This is a genomic window from Allobosea sp. (assembly GCF_017308075.1).
Lineage (GTDB): Bacteria > Pseudomonadota > Alphaproteobacteria > Rhizobiales > Beijerinckiaceae > Allobosea.
This window is the reverse complement of the sequence record NZ_JAFKFX010000031.1, coordinates 42,113-65,417: the sequence shown is the minus strand read 5'-3', so window position 1 is coordinate 65,417 and position 23,305 is coordinate 42,113. Positions and strand designations below refer to the sequence as shown.

Annotated in this window: 22 protein-coding genes; 7 read left to right on the top strand and 15 right to left on the bottom strand. The window is 66.6% G+C overall.

The genetic code is table 11. The features are described from left to right. Positions 1-7: 7 nt before the first annotated feature. The 4 genes from J0J10_RS13930 to dapA form a co-directional block, all read right to left on the bottom strand. Positions 8-670 carry an amino acid ABC transporter permease gene (locus J0J10_RS13930; protein ID WP_291637797.1) on the bottom strand — a complete coding sequence of 221 codons (663 nt, stop codon included), beginning with the start codon at positions 668-670 and terminating at the stop codon, positions 8-10. Positions 671-767: 97 nt separating this feature from the next. Continuing rightward, positions 768-1,616, bottom strand: coding sequence for a transporter substrate-binding domain-containing protein (locus J0J10_RS13925; RefSeq protein WP_291637799.1), 849 nt, complete (start codon positions 1,614-1,616; stop codon positions 768-770). Between the two features lie 118 nt (positions 1,617-1,734). After that, positions 1,735-3,162 carry an FAD-binding oxidoreductase gene (locus J0J10_RS13920; RefSeq protein WP_291647098.1) on the bottom strand — a complete coding sequence of 476 codons (1,428 nt, stop codon included), beginning with the start codon at positions 3,160-3,162 and terminating at the stop codon, positions 1,735-1,737. A gap of 17 nt (positions 3,163-3,179) precedes the next feature. Continuing rightward, positions 3,180-4,079 (bottom strand): 4-hydroxy-tetrahydrodipicolinate synthase, encoded by a 900-nt coding sequence (gene dapA / locus J0J10_RS13915; RefSeq protein ID WP_291637803.1) that lies wholly within the window; start codon positions 4,077-4,079, stop codon positions 3,180-3,182. Positions 4,080-4,341: 262 nt separating this feature from the next. Between dapA and J0J10_RS13910 the strand changes: the two genes are divergently transcribed. Next, on the top strand, positions 4,342-4,989 hold the full coding sequence (locus J0J10_RS13910) for a helix-turn-helix domain-containing protein (RefSeq protein ID WP_291647097.1): 648 nt from the start codon (positions 4,342-4,344) through the stop codon (positions 4,987-4,989). Positions 4,990-5,294: 305 nt separating this feature from the next. Here J0J10_RS13910 and hemN read toward each other — a convergent pair whose 3' ends face one another. Beyond that, positions 5,295-6,638 (bottom strand): oxygen-independent coproporphyrinogen III oxidase, encoded by a 1,344-nt coding sequence (hemN, locus tag J0J10_RS13905; RefSeq protein ID WP_291647096.1) that lies wholly within the window; start codon positions 6,636-6,638, stop codon positions 5,295-5,297. 193 nt (positions 6,639-6,831) lie between these two features. Between hemN and J0J10_RS13900 the strand changes: the two genes are divergently transcribed. Further along, entirely contained in the window at positions 6,832-7,200 is a 369-nt protein-coding gene (locus tag J0J10_RS13900; RefSeq protein ID WP_291647095.1) for a DUF6455 family protein, read from the top strand. Between the two features lie 151 nt (positions 7,201-7,351). On the opposite strand, the gene J0J10_RS13895 is transcribed toward J0J10_RS13900, so the two are convergent. From J0J10_RS13895 to J0J10_RS13870, 6 genes are all read right to left on the bottom strand, one after another. After that, the gene (locus J0J10_RS13895) at positions 7,352-8,584 is read right to left on the bottom strand and encodes an HlyD family secretion protein (RefSeq protein WP_291647094.1); all 1,233 of its coding nucleotides are present in this window, start codon (positions 8,582-8,584) and stop codon (positions 7,352-7,354) included. Then, positions 8,577-9,026, bottom strand: a complete 450-nt coding sequence (locus tag J0J10_RS13890) for a hypothetical protein (protein ID WP_291647093.1) — start codon at positions 9,024-9,026, stop codon at positions 8,577-8,579. The genes J0J10_RS13895 and J0J10_RS13890 overlap by 8 nt, the downstream gene beginning before the upstream one ends. Positions 9,027-9,151: 125 nt before the next feature. Continuing rightward, positions 9,152-9,934, bottom strand: a complete 783-nt coding sequence (gene ppk2, locus J0J10_RS13885; RefSeq protein WP_291647092.1) for a polyphosphate kinase 2 — start codon at positions 9,932-9,934, stop codon at positions 9,152-9,154. Between the two features lie 16 nt (positions 9,935-9,950). Then, positions 9,951-10,436, bottom strand: coding sequence for a hypothetical protein (locus J0J10_RS13880; protein ID WP_291647091.1), 486 nt, complete (start codon positions 10,434-10,436; stop codon positions 9,951-9,953). Between the two features lie 66 nt (positions 10,437-10,502). Then, positions 10,503-11,084, bottom strand: coding sequence for a hypothetical protein (locus tag J0J10_RS13875; RefSeq protein ID WP_291637819.1), 582 nt, complete (start codon positions 11,082-11,084; stop codon positions 10,503-10,505). 34 nt (positions 11,085-11,118) lie between these two features. After that, positions 11,119-11,388 (bottom strand): hypothetical protein, encoded by a 270-nt coding sequence (locus J0J10_RS13870; RefSeq protein ID WP_291647090.1) that lies wholly within the window; start codon positions 11,386-11,388, stop codon positions 11,119-11,121. A gap of 137 nt (positions 11,389-11,525) precedes the next feature. Here J0J10_RS13870 and J0J10_RS13865 point away from each other — a divergent pair, with 137 nt between their 5' ends. From J0J10_RS13865 to J0J10_RS13850, 4 genes are all read left to right on the top strand, one after another. After that, positions 11,526-13,400 (top strand): adenylate cyclase, encoded by a 1,875-nt coding sequence (locus J0J10_RS13865; protein ID WP_291647089.1) that lies wholly within the window; start codon positions 11,526-11,528, stop codon positions 13,398-13,400. A gap of 151 nt (positions 13,401-13,551) precedes the next feature. Then, entirely contained in the window at positions 13,552-14,001 is a 450-nt protein-coding gene (locus J0J10_RS13860) for a hypothetical protein (protein WP_291647088.1), read from the top strand. Between the two features lie 65 nt (positions 14,002-14,066). Further along, a complete protein-coding gene (locus tag J0J10_RS13855; RefSeq protein ID WP_291647087.1) occupies positions 14,067-14,690 on the top strand; it encodes a response regulator transcription factor in 624 nt (207 codons plus the stop codon). Between the two features lie 35 nt (positions 14,691-14,725). Then, positions 14,726-15,385 carry a hypothetical protein gene (locus tag J0J10_RS13850; RefSeq protein ID WP_291647086.1) on the top strand — a complete coding sequence of 220 codons (660 nt, stop codon included), beginning with the start codon at positions 14,726-14,728 and terminating at the stop codon, positions 15,383-15,385. On the opposite strand, the gene J0J10_RS13845 is transcribed toward J0J10_RS13850, so the two are convergent. The 4 genes from J0J10_RS13845 to J0J10_RS13830 all read right to left on the bottom strand — a co-directional run bounded on the left by J0J10_RS13845 (position 15,382) and on the right by J0J10_RS13830 (position 20,204). After that, positions 15,382-17,127, bottom strand: a complete 1,746-nt coding sequence (locus J0J10_RS13845) for a SulP family inorganic anion transporter (protein ID WP_291647085.1) — start codon at positions 17,125-17,127, stop codon at positions 15,382-15,384. The two genes, J0J10_RS13850 and J0J10_RS13845, sit on opposite strands and share 4 nt — an antisense overlap. 103 nt (positions 17,128-17,230) lie before the next feature. After that, positions 17,231-18,163 (bottom strand): DUF2950 domain-containing protein, encoded by a 933-nt coding sequence (locus tag J0J10_RS13840; RefSeq protein WP_291647084.1) that lies wholly within the window; start codon positions 18,161-18,163, stop codon positions 17,231-17,233. 46 nt (positions 18,164-18,209) lie between these two features. Continuing rightward, positions 18,210-19,874, bottom strand: a complete 1,665-nt coding sequence (locus J0J10_RS13835) for a DUF3300 domain-containing protein (protein ID WP_291647083.1) — start codon at positions 19,872-19,874, stop codon at positions 18,210-18,212. 69 nt (positions 19,875-19,943) lie between these two features. Continuing rightward, on the bottom strand, positions 19,944-20,204 hold the full coding sequence (locus J0J10_RS13830; RefSeq protein ID WP_291647082.1) for a hypothetical protein: 261 nt from the start codon (positions 20,202-20,204) through the stop codon (positions 19,944-19,946). 286 nt (positions 20,205-20,490) lie between these two features. On the opposite strand from J0J10_RS13830, the gene J0J10_RS13825 reads away from it, so the two are divergent. Then, positions 20,491-23,253, top strand: a complete 2,763-nt coding sequence (locus J0J10_RS13825) for an aminotransferase class I/II-fold pyridoxal phosphate-dependent enzyme (protein ID WP_291647081.1) — start codon at positions 20,491-20,493, stop codon at positions 23,251-23,253. Positions 23,254-23,305 lie beyond the last annotated feature (52 nt).

The window sequence follows — 23,305 nt, the reverse complement described above, 5'->3', positions numbered from 1 at the left end:
CTCTGCCTCAATTGCTCTGCGACAGGCGCTTTTCGGCGCGCTTGACGATCACGGTCGCCGGCAGCAGGACGACGAAATAGATCGCGGCGATCACGCTGTAGACCTCGAGGGCGCGATAGGTCTCCATCGCGACGATCTGGCCCTGATAGAGCAGATCCGGCACCGCCAGAACCGAGACCAGCGAGGTGTTCTTGAACTGGATGATCGACTGATTCATCAGCGGCGGGATCATCCGCTTGATCGCCTGCGGCAGGACGATGCGGCGCATCACCTTGCCGGGCGTCATGCCCAGCGCGAGCCCCGCCTCGCTTTGCCCGGCCTCGATCGAGACGATGCCGCCCCGGATGACCTCGGCATAGAAAGAGCCGCCATAGAGCGAGAGCGTCACGACGGCCGCGGTCAGCGCGTCGATCTTGATGCCCGTCAGCATCGGCAGTGCGTAATAGAACCAGAGCAGCAGCACGAGCAGCGGCGTCAGCCGGAACATCTCGATATAGAGCCAGGACAGCCAGCGCAGCGTCGGCGAACGCGACAATTGCGCGAGACCGGCGACGAGCCCGACCACCAGGCCGAGAATGACGACTGCGATGGTCAGGCCGATGGTGACCGCGGTTCCGGTCAGGAACAGATCGCGATAGCCCCAGACGGCATCGAAACGCCACGTATACATGATTTTCCTCTCGCAAGCCTGCCCGGCGACCAGGCCGCAGGAACCGGTGGAACCGGAAAAGGGTCCCCGGCACTAGGCCGGAGACCCTGTCCCACACTCAGAAGGTGACGCCCGGCGGGATGTCGTCCAGCGTCAGGTCGACCTGGGCGAGACTGTTCACCACCGCTTCGCGGATCAGGCCGAGGCCGCGCGAATAGGTGATCCAGGCCGAGGCGAAATCGCGCCAGGTCTTGTCGGTCTCGCGGCGCACGATCGCGTTCGAGGTCGAGCCGAACATCGGCTGCGGCACGATGACCTTGCCGAGCCCGGGATCGCGCTTCACGGCGCGTACGCCACCCATCCAGAAGATGCTCTGGGCGTCGACGCGACCGCTGCGGAGCGCGAGGGTCGCCTCCTCCAGCGACTTGAAGCGGACGATCTGCGCCTTCGGGCAGAGCCGGGCGGCGACATGGTCGTGCGCCGAGCCGACATCGACCGAGATCTTGATCTTGGGGTCGTTGAGATCGGCCCACATCTTCGGCTCGAAGCCGGGCCGGGCGATGACGACGAGCGCACTGTCATAGACCGTGGAGGTGTAGTCGACCACCAAAGCGCGCTTCGGCGTCAGGTTCATGCCGAACATGATGTCGATCTTGTCGGCCTGGATATCGAGGACGGCATTGCCCCAGGTCGTCTCGACGATCTCCAGCTGCACATCCATGTCGGCGGCAAGCGCCGTGCCGATGTCGATGAACTGCCCACCCCATTTGCCGGTCGCACGGTCCTTGAAGGTCCAGGGCTGGCCGGCGGCGACGGCGCCCATCCGGAGCTTCTTGGAGCTGAGGATGCGCTCGAAGGTGTTGGTGGTGGCCGCCTGCGCGCTGGCTTCCTTCGAAGCCAGGGTCAGCGCCGTTGCCGCAACGGCGCCGGCACCGAGCAGCCCGGCGAGATCCCTGCGTGTCGTCATGTCGTCTCTCCCGATTGGAATAGTGCTCCAAGGTCGTTGGAGCGCGATCCCGCCTGTGTCGGCGGGTAGGCCGTCCCGCGCTCCGGCAGGAGCGCTGGCGGATTTGCTTGCGGCACCCTCACCCGGCCTTCGCCGGAAGGAGGACACCGGGATTCATCAGATTGTGCGGATCGAACAGTGCCTTGACCTTGCCCATCAGCTCGTAGCGCAACGGGTCGGCGAGGCGTTCGAGTTCCTCGGTCAGCTTGCGGCCGACGCCGTGCTCGGCGCTGAAGGTGCCGCGGAAGCGCGCCGCCACGTCATGCACCGCCTGCTCGACTTCGAGCGCGAAGGCCTCCGTGTCCGGCAGGCTCGCCCAAAAGGCGCGCTGGAACATCAGGATGTAGTGCACATTGCCGTCGCCAAGATGGCAGACCACCTGGGTCACAGCCTGCGGATAGCGCGCGGCGGCAACCACATCGGCGGCCGCGATGAAGCCTGCGACGTCGGAGGTCCGCACGGCGACGTCGTGGACGACGCCGATGCCCTCCTTCTTGTTGGCCTCAGAGACCGAGTGGCGGACATGCCAGAACTCGCCGGCCTGCTGCTGCGAGGTCGCGACGACCGCATCGACCACCGTGCCCTTTTCCAGGCAGTCGCCGAGGACCTCTTCGAGAATGGCGCTAAGGCCGGTCGAGCCATCCTCGCTGCCGAGCTCGATCAGCACCGACCAGGCCGGAATGGCATCGAAGGGAATGCGGATGCGCTCGACATGGCGAACCACAAGCTCGAACTGCGAGGCAGAGACCAGTTCGAAGGCCTGGATCGCGCTGCCTGCCCGATCCTGCATGGCGGCGAGAAGAGCGCCCGCAGCGGCTGGATCGGCCACCGAGACCCAGGCGTGGGCGGTATTCGGGGTCTGCGGGTGCAGCCGCAGCGCCGCGCCGGTGATGATGCCGAGCGTTCCTTCGGCACCGATGAACAGGTGCCGCAGCATATAGCCGGTATTGTCCTTGCGCAGGGCCGCGAGATCGTCGAGCACGCGGCCATCGGCAAGGACGACCTCCAGCCCGGCGACGAGATCGCGCATCGGCCCGTAGCGGACGACGCCGGTGCCACCGGCATTGGTCGAGATCAGCCCGCCGATCTGGGCGCTGCCCTCGCTGCCGAGATGGAGCGGGAACTGACGGCCCGCTTCCGCCGCAGCGGCATGCAGGTCGCCGAGCACGACGCCGGCATCGACGGTCGCGACATTGCCGGCGCGGTCGATGGCGCGGATCTTGTTCATCCGGCGCAGCGACAGGACGATGCCCGGCCTGTCCGCGTGGCCGCTCTCCGGCACCGCGCCGAAACAGAGCCCGGTATTGCCGCCGACCGGGAAGACCGGCTGGCCCTCCTCGGCGCAGAGCCGCATCACGGCTGCGACCTCGGCCGTAGAGGCCGGGGCGACGACGCAGAGCGCCCTGCCCTTGCGCCTCTCGCGCCAATCGGTCAGCCAGGGGGCCATATCGCCGGGATCGGCGATGAGCCCCTTGTCGCCAACGATATCGCGCAGCCGATCGAGCACGATGCGGTTCCCTTCGTTCAGGCGAGGCTGACCGATTTCGCCTGTTTGGCGGCGGTCTCGAGCTTGGCGATCGTCTCGGCGCTCGGCCCCTGAAGCGGCAGGCGGACACCGCCGACCGGCATGCCGGCCAGCGCCATGTAGCGCTTCAACGGGCCGGGATTGGTCTCGACATAGATCGAATCGATGACCGGATCGATCTTGTCCTGGAGCTTCAGCGCCTCATTCAGCTTGCCCTGCTTGGCGAGCTCGAAGATCTCGATCCAGATCTTCGGATAGATCGTCGCCGAGGCCAGCACGCCGCCGCGGGCGCCGAGCGCGACATGGGTCGCGAACAGGGGCTCCTCGCCGCTGAGAATCGCGATCTTGTCGCCGGCGTATTTCACCGTGCGGATATAGTCCGGCATGTCATAGGACGAGTACTTCATGCCGATGATCGAGCCGTCCTCCGCCATCGCCTGAACCGTGTCGGCGAAGGCGGAGACGGTGGTGCGGCGCGGGATCTGGTAGAGCATGACCGGCAGGTCGAGCGAATCCCGGTAGCGCCGGAAATAGGCGCGCATGCCGTCCTGGGTGCCGGGCGCATAATAGGGGGTGACCGTCATCACCGCGGCCGCGCCCACGGCCGCGAAGTCGCGGCCGGCTTCCAGCGCATCCTCGAAGCCGGTCGAAAGCACGCCCGGGATCACCGGCTTGCCCTCGGCAGCCTCGACGCAGGTCGCGACGATGGTACGGCGTTCGTCGCGCGAGAAAGCGGGGTATTCGCCGGTGCCGCCGATCGGCACGATGCCGGCTGCGCCAGCATCGAGCTGGAAGCGCACCAGCTTCTTCAGGGCCTTGACGTCGACAGACCCATCCTCGGCAAGCGGGGTGACGATGGCCGTATAGAGGCCGTTCAACTGGTCTTTCGTAAGCGTCATCAAGCGTTTCCCTTGTCTAGCCGCCAACCGGATTCAAGCCGGAGCGTGCCCGCAGACGGAGCATCCCGCTTCGGTTTGCCGGCTCGTCAGCCAAGCCAACGCTCGTCCACCATTCGACCAATGTCAACACTAAGATAGAAAAATCCACTATACGACATTTTGTGGAGCATTATGGATCAAGCGCTTTCCATGCCCTATGCTGCTCGCTATGACAGTCCGGGCGAGAGGCGTTGCGCCTCGCGGCCGCGCCAAGGAGATCAGGATGCCGGAAATCTCGTCGCTCGACCGGGACGACACGGCCCGCGGCGCAGGCCGCCCCGCCGATCACGATTCCGAAGATGCGCGGGGCCATCTCGACATTGGCGCGCGCCTGCTGAAGGTGCGCAAGCGTCGGCAGCTGACCCTGCAGGATGCGAGCCGGCTGACCGGTGTCTCGGCTTCGGCCTTCTCGAAGATCGAGCGCAACGAGCTTTCGCCGACCATCTCGACGATGCAGCGCATCGCCCAAGGGCTCGGCATCGAACTGGTCTCCCTGCTCGATGATCAGGACAACGATCCTGGCGCCTTCCGGGGCCGGCGCAGCGTGACGCGGGCCGGCGCCGGAAGCCGCCATGCGACGGTGACCTGCAACAACATGCTGCTGTGCGCCGACCTCAAGAACAAGCGCGCCACGCCGATCCTGACGACGGTGACGGCACGCTCGCCGGACGATTATCCGGCCTGGGCCAAGTCGGAGGCCGAGATCTTCGTGATGGTCCTGGAAGGGACGCTGATCGTGCACAGCGCGCTCTACGAGCCGCTCGAACTCAACAAGGGCGACTCGGTCTATTACGACGCGAGCACCGAGCACACCTGGACCTCCTCGGGCCCGACCGACGCCGTCGTGCTCTGGGTGCTGGTCGACCTCTGAGCCGGGCACTCCGCCGCTGGCGGATTGTCGAGAGCATCCGAGGTTCAGCCTGCACCATCATGTCCGACGAAGCACGGCAGAATGCCGGACGCCATCGCAGGCTTCCGGCTCCTGATGATGGATTGTGCGGCTGGGCGAGTGTGCCACCTGCCCGCAGAGGTGGCCTGACCGAGGCAAAATCGCTTCTGAAACTCTGTTTTATCTCAAAGACCTGAAGCGAATTCCTGCAACCTGGATTCCGGCTGTCGCCAACGCCGCTCGTCCCGGACGAGCGGCGCAGACCCACAGGCTCCGGCGCTTGCTGCTCAGACCGCCCGGCTGAATTGGCGCGGCGACTGGTCGAGATGCGCGTCGAAGGCCGCGGCGACCTTGCGGACGAACAGGCGCGCATCCTCGGGCAGCAGCACCCGGCTGCCGTCGAAACGGATCAGCCCGTCCCGCGACAGGTCCTCGAGCTTGGCGAGCGACGTAGCCAGGACCCCGCGGTCGACGGGATGCTGGTCACAGACCGCATCGATATCGACGGCGAGATCGCACATCACCCGCTCGATCAGCGCGGCGCGCAACCGATCTTCCGCGGTCAGCCGATAGCCCTTGCCCGTCGGCAGCGCGCCATCGGCGACGCGCTCGGCATAGCGCCCTATCACCACCTCGTTCTGAATGAAGCCCTGCGGCAGGCGCCCGATCGCCGAAGCGCCGAAGCCGATCAGCGCCTCGCAGCGATCCGTGGTGTAGCCCTGGAAATTGCGATGCAGCCGCCCCTGCGCCAGAGCCTGCGCCATCGCATCCGTCGGCCGGGCGAAATGGTCGAGCCCGATTCGGACATAGCCGGCGGCGACGAGCTTTTGCGCCATCGCCTCGGCCTGCTCGTGCCGCGCCCGTCCGTCAGGCAGATCCTCGACAGCGATCCGGCGCTGATGCTTCTTGAACTCCGGGACATGGGCGTAGCCGAAGATCGAGAACCGGTCCGGCCGCATGGCGAGGCACTGTTCCACTGTGTCGCGGCAGGACTGGAGCGTCTGCTTCGGCAGCCCGTAGATCAGGTCGAAACTGACCTCCTCGATGCCGGCACGACGCAGGCCCGAGACGACACTTGCGGTCTGCTCGACGCTCTGGATGCGGTTGATCGCCTTCTGCACCGCCGGATCGAAGCTCTGAACCCCGAGGCTGGCGCGATTGACGCCCGCCGCGGCGAGCGCCGCGGTCATGCCGGGCCCGAGCCGGCGCGGATCGATCTCGACGGCGATCTCCGCCTGCGGGTGAACGGCAAAATGCTGCCGCAGCAGCGCAACGAGCCCGACGAACTCCTCCGGCTCGATGATCGTCGGGGTGCCGCCGCCGAAATGGATATGGCGCACGTCGAGCGGAGCGGAACGCTGCGCCGCGACCAGAGCGATCTCGCTGCGTAGCACGGCGAGATAGTCGACGATCGGGCCGTCGCGGAGCGCGACCGTGGTGTGGCAGCCGCAATACCAGCACATCGAGCGGCAGAAGGGAACGTGCAGATAGAGCGAGGTCGTCGTTCCCGCCGGCAGCGCCTTCAGCCAGCCGGCATAGGTTGCGGCGTCGATCCCGGCGCTGAAATGCGGCGCGGTCGGATAGCTCGTGTAGCGCGGAAGCCGCTCATCCGCATAGTGCGCGCCCTGCATCGAAAAGCTCCGGAACCTCGTCTGTTTGATCGCTCTTACCCCACGCCGCGGCACCCTTCTTTGATCGAGTGCAAATGCAATGAAGCACCCGGCGCCGGCGCGGAAGCGGGCCGGGCGATCGCATCCCGATTTGAGCCAGAACAATGTTCCGCACCGTCAGCTGGTGAATGCTGGGCTCCAAGAGGAGGAAACCATGCATCTTTCCGGACTCGCCCAGCGCTGGCGGCAGCGCCATTCTAGCTTGCGCGAACTCGATGGGCTCGGCAGCGACGGCTTGCGCGAGCTCGCCGGCGACGTCGCCCTGCAGCAGGCCGATCTCTACAATCTCGTTTCGCGCAGCCCGGCCGATGGCGCCTTGCTGCCGCGCCTTCTCGCCAGCATCGGGCTCGACGCCGATCGGGTAAGTCGGCAGCAGCCGGCGGTCATGCGCGACATGGCGCGTGTCTGCGCCGGCTGCGACAGCGCGCGCCGCTGCCGCCGCGAGCTCGACCGCGAAGAAGCGGAGCTCAGCTACCAGGCCTATTGCCCGAACGCCGAGACCATCGGCGCGCTGCGCCGCTAGATCGCCGCGCGTCCGTTCGGTCGCTGATCCTCCGGTGGAAGGAGGCATGGCGACCTGCTCGGCCTAAATGGACACCTCATCGCGGCCCGCCGGCCTGACCGGGCCGAGAGGGTAGAGCAAGACTGCGTCCGCCCCGACGTGTAACCGCCCCTCAATGCCCACCGAACACGAGCAGCTGGATCGGCAGGACCAGCGCCTGGATGCGCAGAAGCAGCGCGTGCACGAGGCCGACCGCGTCGACGCCATGGAGCATGATCTTGCGCCCGGTCGAGAGCTTCCCTGAGGCGATCAACTCGTGATTGCTCGAATAGGCATTGGCGATGCAGGTGCTGCCTGGAGTGACACCGTCGAGCCCGTCAGCATAGAGCGGCTCCAGGAAGGCCAGGAGCGTTCCCGGCTTCGCAACCTGCTGCACGTCGAGCAGGGTCTCGCCGCTGCGGATTTGCCCCGCTGCGATGAAATCCTGCACATTGGTGACGACCATCGGGATGATCACCCAGGGCTTGGAGAGGCAGGTCGCTTCCGCGACCATGCCGACCTTCATGACCTGCGCCTCGATCTGCGAGAAGCCCGCCTGCAAGGTTGTTCGTCCCGCCTCGGCCGGGATCAGCACGCCTGCAGGCCGCAGCAGAGGATTGACGACATCGCCGACGCGCAGGGTGAACTGCTCGACGCGCCCGGTGACCCCGGCACGCACCAAAGTCCGGTCGAGATCGGCCCGCGCCTGGACCAGAGCGGCCTCGGCACTCGCCCTTTCGGCCGGCAAAAGGGTCGCGATCCGCGTTTCCGCGCTCGCCTTCGAAGCGACGACCGCTGCCACAGCGGCCTCCCGCCCGGCGACGAGGTTTTCCAGCCGCTCGATCTCGCGCCGTGCGACGATGTCGTCATTGCGCCGACGCAGCTCCTGCTTGGTCTCGAGCTCATCGAGCGCCTGCTTGTGGGCACTGCGCGCCTCAAGGATCTTGCTCTCATCGGTGAGGAGATCCGCCCTGGCGACGATGATCGCGGCCTCGACCTCGGCGACCTTGCTCCTTGCGGTTTCGACCGCCGCTTCCTGCCGGCTGCTGTCGAGCCGGAAGATCGGGTCGCCCTTGGCGACATTGCCGCTAACGCCGAGATAAATCTGCGCGACGCGGCCGTTGATCTCGGGCACGATCGGGACGGTCCGGAACATCACCGAAGCGCTGGTCGTCGAGGGGTGATTATAGAAGATCACCGTGATCAGGGCGACAGTCAGCATGAGGCAGGAGGTGATGCCCCAGCGCAGCTCGAACCAGACCGAGTAGAAGGTGATCTCCTTGCCGAGGCGCTTGCCCTGCGCGAAGCGCCTGTAGAGATAGTCCGGGACGATGGTGAGGAGCGAGCAGACCATGAGCTCAAGCATGACCCTGCTCCTTCCGGACCACGGCATCGCTCTCGGCTGCGGTGTCGACGTCGCCGGGCGGTGACGCGTCGTCGCCCGCCACCTCGGACGTCGGGGACTTCACCCCGGCGATGCGCTCGAGCGCATGGGCCATTCGGCCGAACTGCCCCGAGAAATCGGGAATGTCGATCAGGGCCAAGAGCAGCCCGGCTACCCAGAACAGATGGACATGGGTGAACAGGGCGAGCAGGCCGAGTACCGCCACGATCTCGAACTGCAATTTCTGCGACTTGTGCGCCATCCGCTCGGGCAGCGTGTGAAGACGCAGGAAGATGAGGCCCACGCCCAGAACCGACAAAAGGAGGATAATACCGGTGACGACCAGCAGCGTGTCGGTCTCCTCCGGCGCGGTGATGAAGCCCGGCAGATAATGCGGTGCCAAGGGATGAAGGCCAGCGGCCATCGGAACACTCCGGTTCAAGAGCACGCCGCAACCAGCCTGCCGCACAAGCTAATCGGATCACACTTGATGCATCAACAGTTTAGAGCAATCGGATGCGATCATCCTTTCGGAAGATCTGGGAACACCTAACCTATCCAGTTGCGCGCAAACTCGGCTTCCTCATAGCCATGTGCTTTCTGCCGCTTGGGTAACTTGATCTTCTCACGCGGCATTGCTTCATAGGGAACCGAGCTGAGTATGTGCGAGATGATCGCCAGTCTCGCCTTGCGCTTGTCGTCCGAATGGACCGCATACCATGGCGCCCATGCCGTATCGCTCGCGCGGAACATCTCATCCCTCGCCCGGGAGTATTCGTACCAGCGTGAATATGACTTCAGATCCATTGGAGAGAGCTTCCAGATCTTCCTGGGGTCGTTGATGCGCTCCTCCATGCGGCGCGTCTGCTCCTCCTGGCCGACCTCAAGCCAGTATTTCAGCAGGATGGCGCCGGAATCGACGATGGCCTTCTCGACGCCCGGCACGACCTGGAGGAAGCTCTTGGCCTGCTCTTCCGTGCAGAACCCCATGACCCGCTCTACGCCGGCCCGGTTGTACCAGCTGCGGTCGAAGATCACGATCTCGCCGGCGGCGGGCAGATGCGGCAAATAGCGCTGGACATACATCTGCGAGCGCTCGCGCTCGGTCGGCGGCGGCAGGGCGACGACCCGGAAGACGCGCGGGCTGACCCGCTCGGTGATTGCCTTGATGACACCGCCCTTGCCGGCGCCATCGCGCCCTTCGAAAACGATGCAGACCTTGCCGCCGGCATGTTTCGCCCATTCCTGGAGCTTGACCAATTCGCCATGCAGCTCGCGCAGTTCGCGCTCATACTGCTCGCGCTTCATGGGCTTGTTCGAATCTGCCTTCATCGTCGTGCTCCGGCCGCTAGGACCAGCTCAGGAAGAACGCGACATCGCCCGGCAGGCCCCCAGGCCAGTCGACGATCATGGCGCGCAGCTTGTACTTCGCCGGCTGAAGATGCTCCTTCCAGAACTCGTAGGCCTGACGCGGTCGTCCGGTCAGCGTGGTCGGCCAATCCGCCTCGGCATTGTTGATCGCCCGGCCGCGATCGCTGCAAAGCGCGCTCGGGAAGCGCATGACGAGGACCTCCTTCTCGCCGCGCTCCGCGGCGGCGCGGGTCTTGTTCGCCAGGCTGTGCTTGATCTCGGCAATCTTCTCCGGCGTGACGGCGATCTCTTCCAGCAAGGTCGCGACGAGTTTCTTGCGGGCCTCCTCGGCCCTGTCCATGGCACCCAGCAGCTTCGAGGCCTTGGCCATTTCGAGCTCCGCCATATAGGACCGGAGATCATCGGCGGACATGAAGCTCTCATCGGCGAGCTTGCTGGCCTGAATGGGGCTGGCGGTCGACATCGCAGGCTCTTCCTTCGCTGGTTGCGGCCGCCGCGGGCGTGCCGCCCGCGGCAGTGCATGGCGGCTTCAGATCTTCTGGACGTGAATGGCCTCGGCGAAGATGAGGTCGACCATGTCGCCGCGCCGAAGCCGCTTCAGATCGTTCGCGATCTCGGGATCGACCACCTTGTGGGTCCGCGGCCCCGCCGGGCCGACATAGCTGACGATGCCGGTCGCGGGATCATAGCGCTCGAACTTCGCAGTCAGGGTGAGCGAACGCTCGACGAACCGGTCGGGCAGATTCTGGAAGCGCGGCTGGCTGACCTCTTCCATATAGACGATCTCCGGCCGCGCGCCCCGCTTCGCGCGCCGGGCGCCGAGCAGCGCCCCTTCGACGCGCCGGATCTGCAGCCGGTCGCCCGGACGCAGGGCATTCAGATCGCCGAAGATCTCGGGCACCATCAACCGCCAAGCATAGTCGCCCTGACGAATGGCGACGATCCGGGTCGCCGGATTGACGGTGACGACCTCGACATCGAGCCGCTCGACCTCGACCGCCCCGACGCCGGCAACAACCACGGTTTCACTGGTCACCGTGGGATAGGTAGCGCAGCCCGCGGCGCCGAGCGCCAGAGAGAATGCGAGAATCCAGCTTGCATGCTTCGACATCGGAACTCTCCACCCAGAAGGTCAACGCCCTGCTCTATTCACCAGACCTGCGGAACCGCAGCGCCTGGCGTTCGTGAATTGCCTGCCTGAGCTCCGCTTCGAGCCCATCGATCAGATGCCTGTACTCATCGCACCGCGCGGCGGCCCCGGGCATCTCCGAAGCTTCCCAGCGACGCAGTGCCGCCTCCGCCTCGGCGAGGTCTCCACAGATATTGCGGAAGCTCTCGCTGCCGCGCACCAGCTCCTCGATCACAGTCTTGTGTTTCGGCAGACGCCGGATGGCAGCCAGAACGCCCGTATCCATAGGATCGAGCCCCCGCGAAAGGCTATAATTATGTGGCCGCAGAGACGGGTTGGGAGTAAATAACGGGAGGTTACGCAGAGACTGCCGCCTTGCCTTGTCTTTTCTGATCGGATTTCTGGCTCGGGGGAGCCTGTTCCGTGGAGCAGCAACGGTCCTGGAATTGCGATGACGACACCGCCGCGCCGCCGGGGCCGAACCCGCCGGAGCAGGAAATCCGCGCGCAGCTCGACCGGATCCTCGCCAGCACTGAATTCAACGTCCCGGCGCGCGTACGCCAGTTCCTGATCTATGTGGTCAACGAGACGCTCGCCGGGCGGGCGGATCGGATCAAGGCCTATACGGTGGCCGTCGAGGTCTTCGGTCGGGACGCCAATTTCGACATCCAGAACGATCCCGTGGTGCGCATCGAGGCCGGCCGCCTGCGGCGTGCGCTGGAGCGCTATTACCTGCTGGCCGGAAGCTCGGCTCCGGTCCTGATCGAAATCCCCAAGGGGGCCTATGTTCCCCGCTTCCACTGGCAGCCGGAGCATCGGGATGACGGGCCGCCCGACTCGCCGCCTGCGTTCCCCGGCCGGCATGGCAGTGCCGCCGCCCCGGCATGGCGCGGGCGGTACCGGCTCGCCGGCTCGCTGCTCGCGTTGGGCACGCTCGCCGCCGTTGCCCTCGTCTGGGCTGTGGACTGGCCGCAATCCGCAGGCACCGCTGCAGCCCTGCCCGCTCCGCCGGGCCCGTCCCTGACGCTCAAGCCCTTCGCCAACGTCTCCGGCCAGCCGGAAGTGAACTACTACGCCGCCGGCCTCACCGATGAGCTGCTGGCACAGCTCGTCCGCTTCAAGGAGCTGACCGTGCTGGTGCGCGAGGCTTCGGGAGATGCGCCGCCGGGCGACATGGCGGGCAAGGCTCCGCGCCTCGCCGGCAGCCGCTACCTGCTGGAGGGCGGCATCCGCCTTTCCGATGGCAAGCTGCGGGTATCGGCGCGCGTGCGGGACGGCGAGAGTGCGGCCATCCTGTGGGCGGGAATCTATGATGCCGACCCGCGCGAAAAGACGATCGTCGATATCGAAACGACGATAGCCGCGACGGTCGCGACCGCCATCGCCCAGCCCTACGGGGTGATCTTCGCCAATCCGCCCCGCCCCCGACCGGACAAGCGCAGCCCGGACCTGCTGCCGCAGGAATGCTCCTACCGCTTCTACCATTACCGCACCGTGCTCGCCCCGATCGAACACGCGCAGGCGCGCGAATGCCTCGAGCAGGTCACGGCGCGCTATCCCGAGCATGCGACCAGCTGGGCGATGCTGGCCTATCTCTATCTCGACGAGGAAAGGTACAAGCTGAACCGCAGCCCGGGCTTGCCGTCCCCCATGGCGCGGGCGCGCGCCAGCGCCGAGCGCGCGGTCCGGCTCGCTCCCGAGAATGTCCGGGCCCTGCAGGCGCTGATGACTGTGCTTTTCTTCAGTGGAGAGCCCGACGAGGCGCTGCGCATCGGCCTGCAAGCGCGCGCGCTCAACCCCAACGACACCGAACTGCTCGGCGAGTTCGGCGCCTGGGTCGCCCAATCCGGGAACTGGGCGCGCGGCGCCGGCATGATCGAGGAGGCGATGGCCAAGAATCCCGGCCAATCAAGCTATTATACCGGGCAGCTTGCCCTCGCCTCCTATATGCAAGGCGAGGATACGCGTGCCGTCGCCCTGATCAAACGGGCCAATCTTCAGAATTTCTCGATCTATCACTTCGTCGCGGCACTGATCTTCGCCCGTCACGGCATGTCTCACGAGGCGTCTCAGGCCCGCGCCGCGTTTCTGAAGCAGCGCCCTGGGTTTTTCGCCGATTTCGACGGCGAGCTCGACCGGCGCAACTTCAACGCGAGAGATCGCTCGATCCTGATCCGCGGCGCGATTCAAGCCGGTTTTCCGGTGCGAACGCAGCTTTCCGCCTGGGATGAACGATCCTCCAGCCCGGCGTCCGGCGCAGAGCCTAGCCAGGGCTCGGCTCAACGTAGCCAACCGTAACCTACTTCCCGTAACGGCATTTGCGGCCTGCACTGCTTTGCGAAGTGGCGTGCAGCGACCAGCGGCGATGCGGCAGAAGCCGAGTTCGCCCCGGCGCTCGAGTTCTCCAGCGCCCGCGCCCGACTGCTGCCACTCTACCGCCGGAGGTCCGATGCTCGCACCGATCCATCGTCAGGCGCCGCTCGCCGCGCTGCTTGCCATAGCGCTGAACGGAGGCACGGCCGCGGAATCTGTCGCGCAAATGCCGACCGGCGCGTTCCAGGGCGCATGGATCGAACAGGGCGAGGTCTGCGCGAGCGCCTTCGCCCTGAAGGGAGGCGCGATCGTCTTCCGGCGTCCGGCGAGCGTCTTCGCCCCGGCCTTCATCGTCGCCGGCCGGCGACTGTCGACACCGCTCGCCTCCTGCCGGATCGTCAGCGTCAGCCCGAAAGGGGAGCGCCAGATCCTGAATCTGAGCTGCACGACGAGCATCTCGGTCGGTGCAGCCCATGCCATCGTCGCGCCGGCCGAAGGCGGAATGCTGACGCGCTATTTCAGCGCCGACGGCGGAAGCGGGACCAACTACCAGCGCTGCGGCCCGGACGTGCTGAAGCCGCCCTGAGGCCGGGCGTATCCGAAGGTGACCGGCGGAACGGCGGTCCGCCGACCAGGAGATCGGAGGAAGCCATGTCAGCTCTCGTGCACATTGTGGACGGTGATTCATCCTCCCAGGCAGGGATAGACGACCTGCTGCGGGCCTGCGGCTACCGGACCAAGGCTTATGGCAGCGCCGACGAGATTCTCGGCCAGATTGCGGACGACGCGAGCGCGGGCTGCATCGTCCTCGACGTTCAGGTCCCGGACACAGTTATGCCCGATCTGTTCGATAGGCTGAGCAAGGCCGGATCGTGCCTCCCGGTCATCTGCCTCGCGGGAGAAAGCGACGTCCGCACCGGCGTCAAGGCGATCAAGGCCGGCGCCGAGGATTTCTTCACCAAGCCGGTGGCGTCGGAGGAGCTGATCGTCGCGATCGACCGCGCCATCGCGCGCCATCGCCTCGCCAGCGAGCAGGAAGGCTGGAGCCGCGCCGCGCGGCAGCGGCTGGGTCTGCTCACCCGGCGCGAGCGCGAGGTCTTCGACCTCGTCATCCGCGGCAGGCTGAACAAGCAGGTCGCCTTCGCCCTCGGAACGACAGAGCGGACGGTGAAGGCGCATCGCCACAAGGTGATGGAGAAACTGCAGACCCGCTCGCTCGTCGAGCTCGTATCCTGCGCCGAGCGCCTCGGCCTGTTGCGCACCGACGATCCCTAGCCCGGCCTCTTCACCATCAGAGGGGGTCGAGCATCGTGTCGCCCGCCCACCACATGCCTGCCGGGTTGAAGGCGCCACGCGCCGCGGCGGTCGCCGGCATCCTGTTCTCCATCCTCTTGCTTTCGGCGATCCTCTTGGTGCTGCAGACGCTGCGGCTGCATCCGCGCGACCCCGGCGACTGGCTCGGCGCTCAGGCCTGGAAGGTCGAGCTCGCGCTCCACCTGATCCCTTTTGCCGGCATCGCCTTTCTCTGGTTCATGGGCGTGCTGCGCGACAGGCTGGGCGCGCAGGAACATCCGCTGTTCGCGACGGTCTTCCTCGGCAGCGGCCTGCTCTTCGTCGGCATGCTGTTCACGGCGGCAGCGGCCATCGGCGCGATCCTCACCGCACATGCGGCGCTGCCGCGCGAACTCGCCGGCTCGGCGACCTTCATCCTGGCGCGGTCCTTTTCCTATTTCCTCGTCAGCGTCTACGCGCTCAAGGTCGCCGGCGTATTCCTGCTGACCGCCTCGACCATCCTGCTGCGCACCGAGATCACCGCACGCTGGACCGCCCTCTGCGGCTATGCCGCGGCCGCCTTCCTCTTGCTCGGCAGCCATGTCGTCGACGGCGCCTTCCTGGTCTTCCCGCTCTGGGTGCTGGTCGTCAGCGGCGACATCCTGGTCCGTGAATACCGCCGTAAGGACGTCGCCTAGACTGATCCGGAGAGCCCGTCATCCGCCGGTCCCTGGCTACCGATCCTGGCCGGCGTCGGCTGTCCGGCAGAGCCGGGCTCGCGGTCGGCGAGCGCACTGACCGCATCCTCGACATCGTCGAAGATCGTCGTCGCCTCCCGCCCTTCGAAGAAGCCCGCCCGATGCAGGATCTCCCAGGGCTCCCGGTGGAGTTCGGCGAGAACCAGCGTCAGGCCGAGCTCCGACAGATCGGTCCGCAGCTCCTGCAGCATGGCGACCCCGGTCGTATCGATCTGCGCGACGGCGCTGGCATCGACGAGGAACCATTTGGTGCCCGGCGGCACCGACTGCGCCGCGTTCTCGAAACGGCCGCGCAGGAAATCGGTGTTGAAGAACAGGATGCTGCCCTGCACCAGAAAGATCACCATGCCCGGCACCGGCGCCGCCCGCTCGCTGCGATGGAGCTTGTAGAAGCCCGGCCTGCCGGCGATCCGTCCGAGTAGCGCGACGCGCGGGCGCATTTCCTTGAGCAGAACATGCAGCAAGGTGCCGGCAATCGCGATGACGACACCGCTGAGCACGCCGAGGCTGATCGCGCCCCACATGCTGATTAGGGCGAAGGCGAACTCGGTTCGGCTGACGCGCCAGATCTCGCGGAAACCGCCGAGATCGATCAGGCTGAGCGCGGCGAAGGCGAGGATCGCGCCCAGCGCCGGATTGGGCAGCAGGCGCAAGGTGTCGTTGAGATAAAGCAGCAGCGCCGTCAGTGCCAAGGCCGCGACGAGCCCGGCGATCTGCGAGCGCCCGCCCGCGGAAATGTTGATCGCCGTGCGCGAGTCCGAGACGGTGATCGGAAAGCCGCTGAAAAGGCCCGAGAAAATATTGCCGAAGCCGAGCCCCGTCAGCTCCCGGTCGGCATCGACGTCGAACTTGTCGCGTGCTGCGAAGCTGCGTGCAGCAACGAGGCCGGAGCTGACGCTGACGAGCCAGACCGCGGCTGCTCCCTGGAGCAGCTCTCTCATCGGCAGATGCGAGACATCCGGAAGCTTCAGCGAGGGCATCGTGCTTGGCAGGCTGCCGATCACCTTCATGCCGTGCCCCTCGAGATCGAATAGCGCCGAGGCGACGGCAGCGAGCGCGACGACGACCAGAGGTCCGGGGATCGGCGAGCGCAGCCGCGCCAGCAGGACGAGCAGCCCGAACATCGCGGCGCCGAAGCCGAGCGAGGGCCAGTGGATCTGGCCGACTTTGCGGGCGATCTCGAGCAGCGGTTGGACGAGCCCGTCGCTCTCGATGCGGACGCCGGTCAGCCGGCCGATCTGCCCGATCAGGATCGAGATCGAAATGCCGCTGATGAAGCCGATCAGGATCGGGCGCGAGAGGAAGGACGCAACGACACCGAGGCTGAGCCTGCCCGCCAGAATGCAGAGCAGGCCGACCACCAAGGCCAGAGCCGCGGCGGCGGCGACACGATCGGCCGGGTTGTCGAGCGGCATGGTCGCCAGCGCCGCGGCCAGCACCGTCATTGTCGCGGCGTCCGGGCCGACCATCAGCTTGCGGGATGGCCCGAACAGGGCGTAGCCCACCAGGGGCAGGATGCTGGCATAGAGCCCGACCTCGGCCGGCAGGCCCGCGATCGCGGGATAGGCGATGGCGCTGGGGATGGCGACGGCCGCGACGGCGAGCCCCGCCGTGACATCGAAGCGCAAATACTCCAGCCGGTAACCCACCAGGCTCGCAGGAAACAGATCGCGGACTCTCATCGGCACGGTCCCGCGCATCGTCCGGAAAGCTCTTCCGGAGGGGCGTATCGAGCCGAAAGGCGGGAAATGCGGGCTCGAAGCATCCGAAAGGCAACCACTTCTGCTACTGGCCGGGCGAGACCTTCTCCCAGCCTTCATCGGGGTTGAAACGACCCATCCGGGCGGCGACCCGCCCGGTCCGGGGACCGAGGTCCTTCTGGTAGACCGTGCCGGCGTGGTTGAGCATGAAGCTCATCACTCCGGACCTGCCATACTCCGCCGGATAGGCCAAGATGGCGAAGCCGCCGATCATCCGCCCGCCTGCGACATAGTCGATCTGGCCACCAGGTGCCGCGGCCCCCTGCCGGGTCAGCACCTTGAAGTAATAGCCGTGATAGGGCCGGCGTTCCTCGCCGGCCCGGTAGCCCTCGGCGGCTGCCTCGGCCGCGAGCTCACCCAGCGGGCTCAGCTCCTCGCCGGCAGCGCTCGGCCAGTACAGCCCATCGCGGGTGCCGGGCCGACTGACGATTCGTCGCGCGTAGACGCCCGCTCCCTTTCCCGTCCGATCCTTGGCGGCATAGTCCTGCTGCGCGTCGAAGAAGGCCAGGATCGCCTGTATGGCGGCGAGTTCGTTGCGCCCGATCCGGCGGGCGATGATCTCCCGGCTCCCGGCTTCGGAATCGAATGTCCAGCGCTCGCCGGCACGCACGATCGGGATCGGGAAGGGAAACTCGTCCTGCCCGACCAGCAAAGTGGCGGTGCCGTCCTTTTCTCTCAGCGCATGGCGGTTGTCATAGGCAACGACGAAGCGCTCCCGATCGGCCGCATCGGCGACCCGATCACCGGAGGAGAGGATCGAGCCGGTCCGTGGCCCGAGAATGCTGCGCAAGCGCGCGCTGTCGCCGCCGCGTACCGCCTCGACCAGGGCGGCGGCGGCCTCGTCCGCCGTCTTGAAGGGCTGCTGGGCCCAGGCGGTCGCTGCCGGCGAGAGAGCGAGGGTCGCCCCCGCCATGAGCAGGAGAACGAGCCGATGGGGCGCTGGCCATGGCCTTGTCATTGAACCGATCCCGGATGTTGAACGAACCGGCGCCGCGTATCCCTGATCAATCCACGCCGCCGACGCTGACGAAAGAGGGGCTGGCGGAGGCTCGCCACTGGGCGAGACTCCGGAACGGGACGCCGAGCAGGCGATAATCGACCCGCAGATAGCCGTCGGCGCCGCGGCTCACCGCCCAGGGCGCGACGCGCAGGACCTCCTGGGCGATCACGCCGACATGGCGCTTTTCCGAGCCGCCATAGGCGAAACTGTAGAGCCCCAGGCCGTTGTCGAGGTGTCCGAGCAGCACGACGTCGTGCTTGAGCCGAATGTCGGATCGACGGCCGCCACCACGGCCACCGCCCATGCCGCCGCGGCTCGCCCCGCCGCCCCTGTTCATGGCGGCGCCCCGGTTCATGCCACCCCCGCGGTTCACGGCAGCGCCGCGCCCCATGCCGGGGCCGCCGGCATGCATGGCCCGCGGACCGCCGCCGCCTCGGGCATGCGCCAGGCTCGCCTGCCCGCGCTGCGACTGCAGATTCGCCGCTCGGCCCTGCTGGACATCGCCGAAGGCGCTGTCGCGTCCCGGCCCGGCACGCCCTGCGCCCGCCTGGGGACGTCGAGGCTGCGTCGCGGCGCGCGCGCCCTGCCCCCGGCCATCGCCGCGGTTGCCGGCGCCGGCCCGGTCGCCCGGGCCGCGATCCGGCCGGTTGGCGACATTGGCGCGGTCGCCCGCGCGCTGCTCCGGGCGCGCAGCGCCACCGAGATCGCCGCGCTCGCCACGCGGTTGCAGAACCTGGTCGCCGCTGCGCCCGCGAAAATCCATCCGGCCTTCGCTACCGGCCCGAAGATTATTGCCGGAAAACTTCTGCTGGACGGCGTTGTTGCGATACTGGACGCCGTGACGGTGCTGGGGATTGTGCTCCCAATGCGTCACGCGGTTCCGGTCGATATTGATGTTGTTGTTGCCCCAGTTGACGTTGCCGCCCCAGTAGCCGCCAGTGCTCCAGCGCCCGAGCGCATAGGCGGTTCCGAAGGCGACCCCGGTCGCGAGCAGGCCGGTGGCGACATAACCCGGCGCCGGGAAATAATAGGGCGGATAATCAGGATAGGGCCAGGAGCCATAGGCCACGCCCGGATCGTAATAGGGCACGTAGAGCGTGTCGGGCTGGGTCGGCTCGATCTGGATGACCTGCTTGCCGCTCTCCTGCCTGACGGTGACCGTCTGCTCGGAACCGGATGAGAGCTTCTTGGCGTCATAGGCGCGCGCCCGCATCCTCTGTATGCCGTCCATGATGTCCGGCTGCTGCGCCAGGACCGCATCGCCAAGCTTCTGCGTCCAGTCGAGGTTCTTGCTCATCATCTCGAGCACGGAGGGCGTCGCGACCAGCGCCTTGACGCTGGCATCCCAGGACTGCTGCTCGGCGGCGGCCTTGAGCTTGTCGCCTTCGAGCTTCTTGTTGGCGGCGAGCCAGCGATCGGCCTGGACGACCTCGAGCGGGTAGGTCGAGGCCATCAGCACCTGCGCCAGCAATGTGTCGGGATAGAGCGCGATCGGCGCGACGAGCGCCTCGAGCTGGGCGCTGCTCAGCAGTTGCGCGGCCTGGACGGCCGGCGTCGCGGCGGGGGGCGGCGCAGCCGGGGCCGGCGGCGCCTGGGCGAGTTGCTGGGCGAGCGGCTGGGAGGCCAGGCCACAAGCGAGGAAACAAGCCAGGGCGAACCGCATATCCATGAGCTTCTCCCTGGCGACACGTCCACGGGATAGCAGGTGCCCGGCACCGGGACCGATCAGACAGCCGCGCTAGTACTTCCTGACTGTCGGCCGGGTCTGCATGCGCTGCTCGGCCTCGCGCAGCGCGCGGAAGGCCTCGACATTGTCGCGGGCCTCTCGCATCGCCTCATTCATGCGCCCGTCCTGCATCATCGCATCGCTTTCCTCCCGCGCGTCCATGACGCATCCGGCGATCTTGTTGCAGGCCTGGGCCGGCCGGCTGTCGCCCGTCAGCCAGACCGCGCCGGCAAGGAGGAGAAAGGCTGCGCTGGTAACGATCCTGCTGATCATGGCGAGAACTCCGAGGCGGTTGCACCACAGTCGCGCTGCGCACCGGCCGGACGAGCCGGGCGGAACACCGTGCTCGCAAGCGGGCTTCGATCGTGTCAGGTCTCCGGCGGCAGTCCGATACTAGCGAATTCGGCAGCGCGATAACCTGTCCCTAAGGACAATACGCCGAACGCACCGGTTGTGTTGAGCTTGCCGGTGCCGAGTACTGGACGGTGCGGCGGCACCTTCCAACCCTGCTCCGGATAATCACGGCCGGCCCAAATCGCCACAGAGATGGGGCATCGAGATGGCTTCCACTACCCAGGAATCGCACTCTATCGACCATTTCTTTTCGGCGCCTTCGGGACGCCACGACCGGTGGCGGGAGCTCCACGCGACCGCCCGTGCCTGGGCCGGCGGCACTGGCGAGCGGATGGCGGTCGAGACGGCGCTCGCCGATGTCGGCGTGACAGAGGAGTTCCACGCCTTCCCGGGCATCGAGCTGATGAGCGTGCTCCGCGAGAAGCTGCTCGGCGACGACAAGGCGGGTTTCCTAGCGCTGGCGAAGCGCATCTCGGTCGGGATCATCACCGGCAACTACAAACACGACGCACGGGAGTGGCAATCGGGAGACCTCTCGCTGCCCGAGCCGGGCGATCTTCTGCCCCCGGCGCTCAGCGAACCCCGGAGCTATCGGCCTTATTTCGAGTTCCTGGCCGTGACGCCGGCGCCCGCTTCACGCTGGTCCCATATCGCCAGCGAGTTCCGCCGGCTGCGGAGGGCGGAGGACGCATTCATCTACGAGGCCATTCCGGTGGGCAGCCTCGAGGATGCGGTCTGCGCCGCCGTGGTGAACCCCGACATCGGCGCCGTAGCGATCTATGAGGGCTTCGCCTTGCGCTCGCGTCACGATGCGCCGGTGCTGCGAAGCGTGCTCGCCGCCCAGCAGCCGCTGCTCGCGACCGCGGACGAAGCCGATCTGTCGCTGCGCCTCGCCGCCGGGCTGAAGGCGATCCGCCCCGAGCTCGACATCTACCTGCTTTCCGACCGGCGCGTCGAGAAGCTCGCCGGCGATCCGCGCGCCGCGATGATCCGCCGGGTGATGTACCAGATCGAGGAGCCGCTCGAATTGCACCTCTCGGTGCTGGAGGGGATCCAGGCGCGCTACGAGACGCCATTCTTCGACAATCTCAAACTCTATGCGCAAAGGCCGATCGCCACCTTTCACGCGCTGCCGATCGCGCGCGGCAAATCGGTGTTCCGCTCGCCCTGGATCCGCGACATGGGCCAGTTCTACGGCATCAACCTCTTCCTCGCCGAGAGCAGCGCCACGACCGGCGGCCTCGACAGCCTGCTGGAGCCGACCGGCAACATCAAGCGGGCGCAGGAAATGGCGGCGCGCGCCTTCGGGGCCGACCACGTCTTCTTCGTCACCAACGGCACCAGCACCTCGAACAAGATGGTGCTGCAGGCCCTGGTCGCGCCCGGCGACATCGTCATCCTCGACCGCAACTGCCACAAATCGCACCATTACGGCCTCGTGCTGAGCGGCGCCCAGCCCTTCTATGTCGAGGCCTTCCCGATGGTGGAATTCTCGATGTACGGGGCCGTGCCGCTGCGCACGATCAAGAAGGCGCTGCTCGATTTGAAGGCGGAAGGCCGGCTCGACCGGGTCAAGATGGTCGACCTGACCAACTGCACCTTCGACGGCCACATCTACAACACGCGCCGGGTGATGGAGGAATGCCTGGCGATCAAGCCGGACCTGATCTTCCTCTGGGATGAGGCCTGGTTCGGCTTCGCACGCTGGTCGCCCTTCCTGCGTCCGCGCACCGGCATGGGCGCGGCCGCCGACATCGAGGTCTGGGCCCAGACGCCCGACGCCATTGCCGAGCATGAGCGCCAACTGGCCGAGCTGGGCGCCACCCCCTCGCTCGAGAAGCTGCTCGATACGCGCCTGATCCCCGATCCCCGGGCCATCCGCCTGCGCGTCTACCAGACCAATTCGACCCACAAATCAATGTCGGCGATCCGCCAGGGCTCGATGGTGCTGGTACGCGACGTCGATTTCCACAGGGTCGAGGCGCAGTTCCACGAGGCCGTCTTCACCCATGCCTCGACCAGCCCCAACCAGCAGCTGATCGCCAGCCTCGATGTCGCGCGGCGGCAGATGGAGCTCGAGGGCTACGGGCTGGTGATGAACGCGATCGAGGTCGCGCTCGACATTCGCCGCGAGGTCAATTCGCATCCGGTGATCGCGAAGTATTTCAGCATCGTCGGCGCCGACGGCATGGTACCCGCCGAATACCGCCGCAGCGGCTTCGTCGACTTCCTGGCGCCCGGAACTCGTTGGGACGACCAGTTGCGCAGCATGCGCGAGGACGAGTTCTGCCTCGATCCGACCCGCATGACCCTGGTCTGCGGCACGGCCGGCTTCGACGGCACCAGCTTCAAGGGGCTGCTCGCGGCGCAATACAACATCCAGGTCAACAAGACCTCGCGCAATTCCGTGCTGCTCCAGTCCAACATCAACAACACCCGCAGCGACGTCGCCCTGCTGATCAGCGTCCTATTGAAGATCAGCGAAGGCATCGAGACGCGCCTCAAACATGGCGGGGAGTCCGAGCGCAAGGCCTTCACCGCGAAGGTGCAGAGCCTGATGAAGGACGTGCCGGACCTGCCGAACTTCAGCCATTTCCATGAGACCTTCCGGCAGGATGCCGGCGACACCACGCCCGAGGGCGATATCCGCTCGGCCTTCTTCGGCGCCTATCGCGAAGAGCAGTGCGAATACGTCCCGGTCGACGGCCCGGAATGCGACCGTCGGCTCAAGGACGGACCGGAGATGGTCTCGGCCAATTTCGTGATCCCCTACCCGCCGGGCTTCCCGATCCTGGTGCCGGGCCAGGTCGTGACCCACGAGACGATCACCTTCATGCGCAAGCTCGATGTGAAGGAAATCCATGGCTACGAGAAGGCCAGAGGCCTGAAGCTGCTCAAGATCGACAGTCTACCGGGCAAGAAAAGTGCCAGCCACGAAACCGGCCGCAAGAAGTCGCGCCCCCCCTGATCGTCCCTGCCCACCTTCGATACAGGAACAGCGTCGCCAGATCAGGAGACCT

Coding starts and splice junctions, on each gene's coding strand:
- J0J10_RS13890 (WP_291647093.1), bottom strand. CDS start 9,026: ATGGCCGCTGGCCTTCATCCCTTGGCACCGCATTATCTGCCGGGCTTC.
- J0J10_RS13870 (WP_291647090.1), bottom strand. CDS start 11,388: ATGGATACGGGCGTTCTGGCTGCCATCCGGCGTCTGCCGAAACACAAG.
- J0J10_RS13825 (WP_291647081.1), top strand. CDS start 20,491: ATGGCTTCCACTACCCAGGAATCGCACTCTATCGACCATTTCTTTTCG.
- J0J10_RS13910 (WP_291647097.1), top strand. CDS start 4,342: ATGCCGGAAATCTCGTCGCTCGACCGGGACGACACGGCCCGCGGCGCA.
- J0J10_RS13855 (WP_291647087.1), top strand. CDS start 14,067: ATGTCAGCTCTCGTGCACATTGTGGACGGTGATTCATCCTCCCAGGCA.
- J0J10_RS13830 (WP_291647082.1), bottom strand. CDS start 20,204: ATGATCAGCAGGATCGTTACCAGCGCAGCCTTTCTCCTCCTTGCCGGC.
- J0J10_RS13875 (WP_291637819.1), bottom strand. CDS start 11,084: ATGTCGAAGCATGCAAGCTGGATTCTCGCATTCTCTCTGGCGCTCGGC.
- J0J10_RS13925 (WP_291637799.1), bottom strand. CDS start 1,616: ATGACGACACGCAGGGATCTCGCCGGGCTGCTCGGTGCCGGCGCCGTT.
- J0J10_RS13880 (WP_291647091.1), bottom strand. CDS start 10,436: ATGTCGACCGCCAGCCCCATTCAGGCCAGCAAGCTCGCCGATGAGAGC.
- J0J10_RS13845 (WP_291647085.1), bottom strand. CDS start 17,127: ATGAGAGTCCGCGATCTGTTTCCTGCGAGCCTGGTGGGTTACCGGCTG.
- J0J10_RS13840 (WP_291647084.1), bottom strand. CDS start 18,163: ATGACAAGGCCATGGCCAGCGCCCCATCGGCTCGTTCTCCTGCTCATG.
- J0J10_RS13930 (WP_291637797.1), bottom strand. CDS start 670: ATGTATACGTGGCGTTTCGATGCCGTCTGGGGCTATCGCGATCTGTTC.
- hemN (WP_291647096.1), bottom strand. CDS start 6,638: ATGCAGGGCGCGCACTATGCGGATGAGCGGCTTCCGCGCTACACGAGC.
- J0J10_RS13895 (WP_291647094.1), bottom strand. CDS start 8,584: ATGCTTGAGCTCATGGTCTGCTCGCTCCTCACCATCGTCCCGGACTAT.
- J0J10_RS13860 (WP_291647088.1), top strand. CDS start 13,552: ATGCTCGCACCGATCCATCGTCAGGCGCCGCTCGCCGCGCTGCTTGCC.
- dapA (WP_291637803.1), bottom strand. CDS start 4,079: ATGACGCTTACGAAAGACCAGTTGAACGGCCTCTATACGGCCATCGTC.
- J0J10_RS13900 (WP_291647095.1), top strand. CDS start 6,832: ATGCATCTTTCCGGACTCGCCCAGCGCTGGCGGCAGCGCCATTCTAGC.
- J0J10_RS13835 (WP_291647083.1), bottom strand. CDS start 19,874: ATGGATATGCGGTTCGCCCTGGCTTGTTTCCTCGCTTGTGGCCTGGCC.
- ppk2 (WP_291647092.1), bottom strand. CDS start 9,934: ATGAAGGCAGATTCGAACAAGCCCATGAAGCGCGAGCAGTATGAGCGC.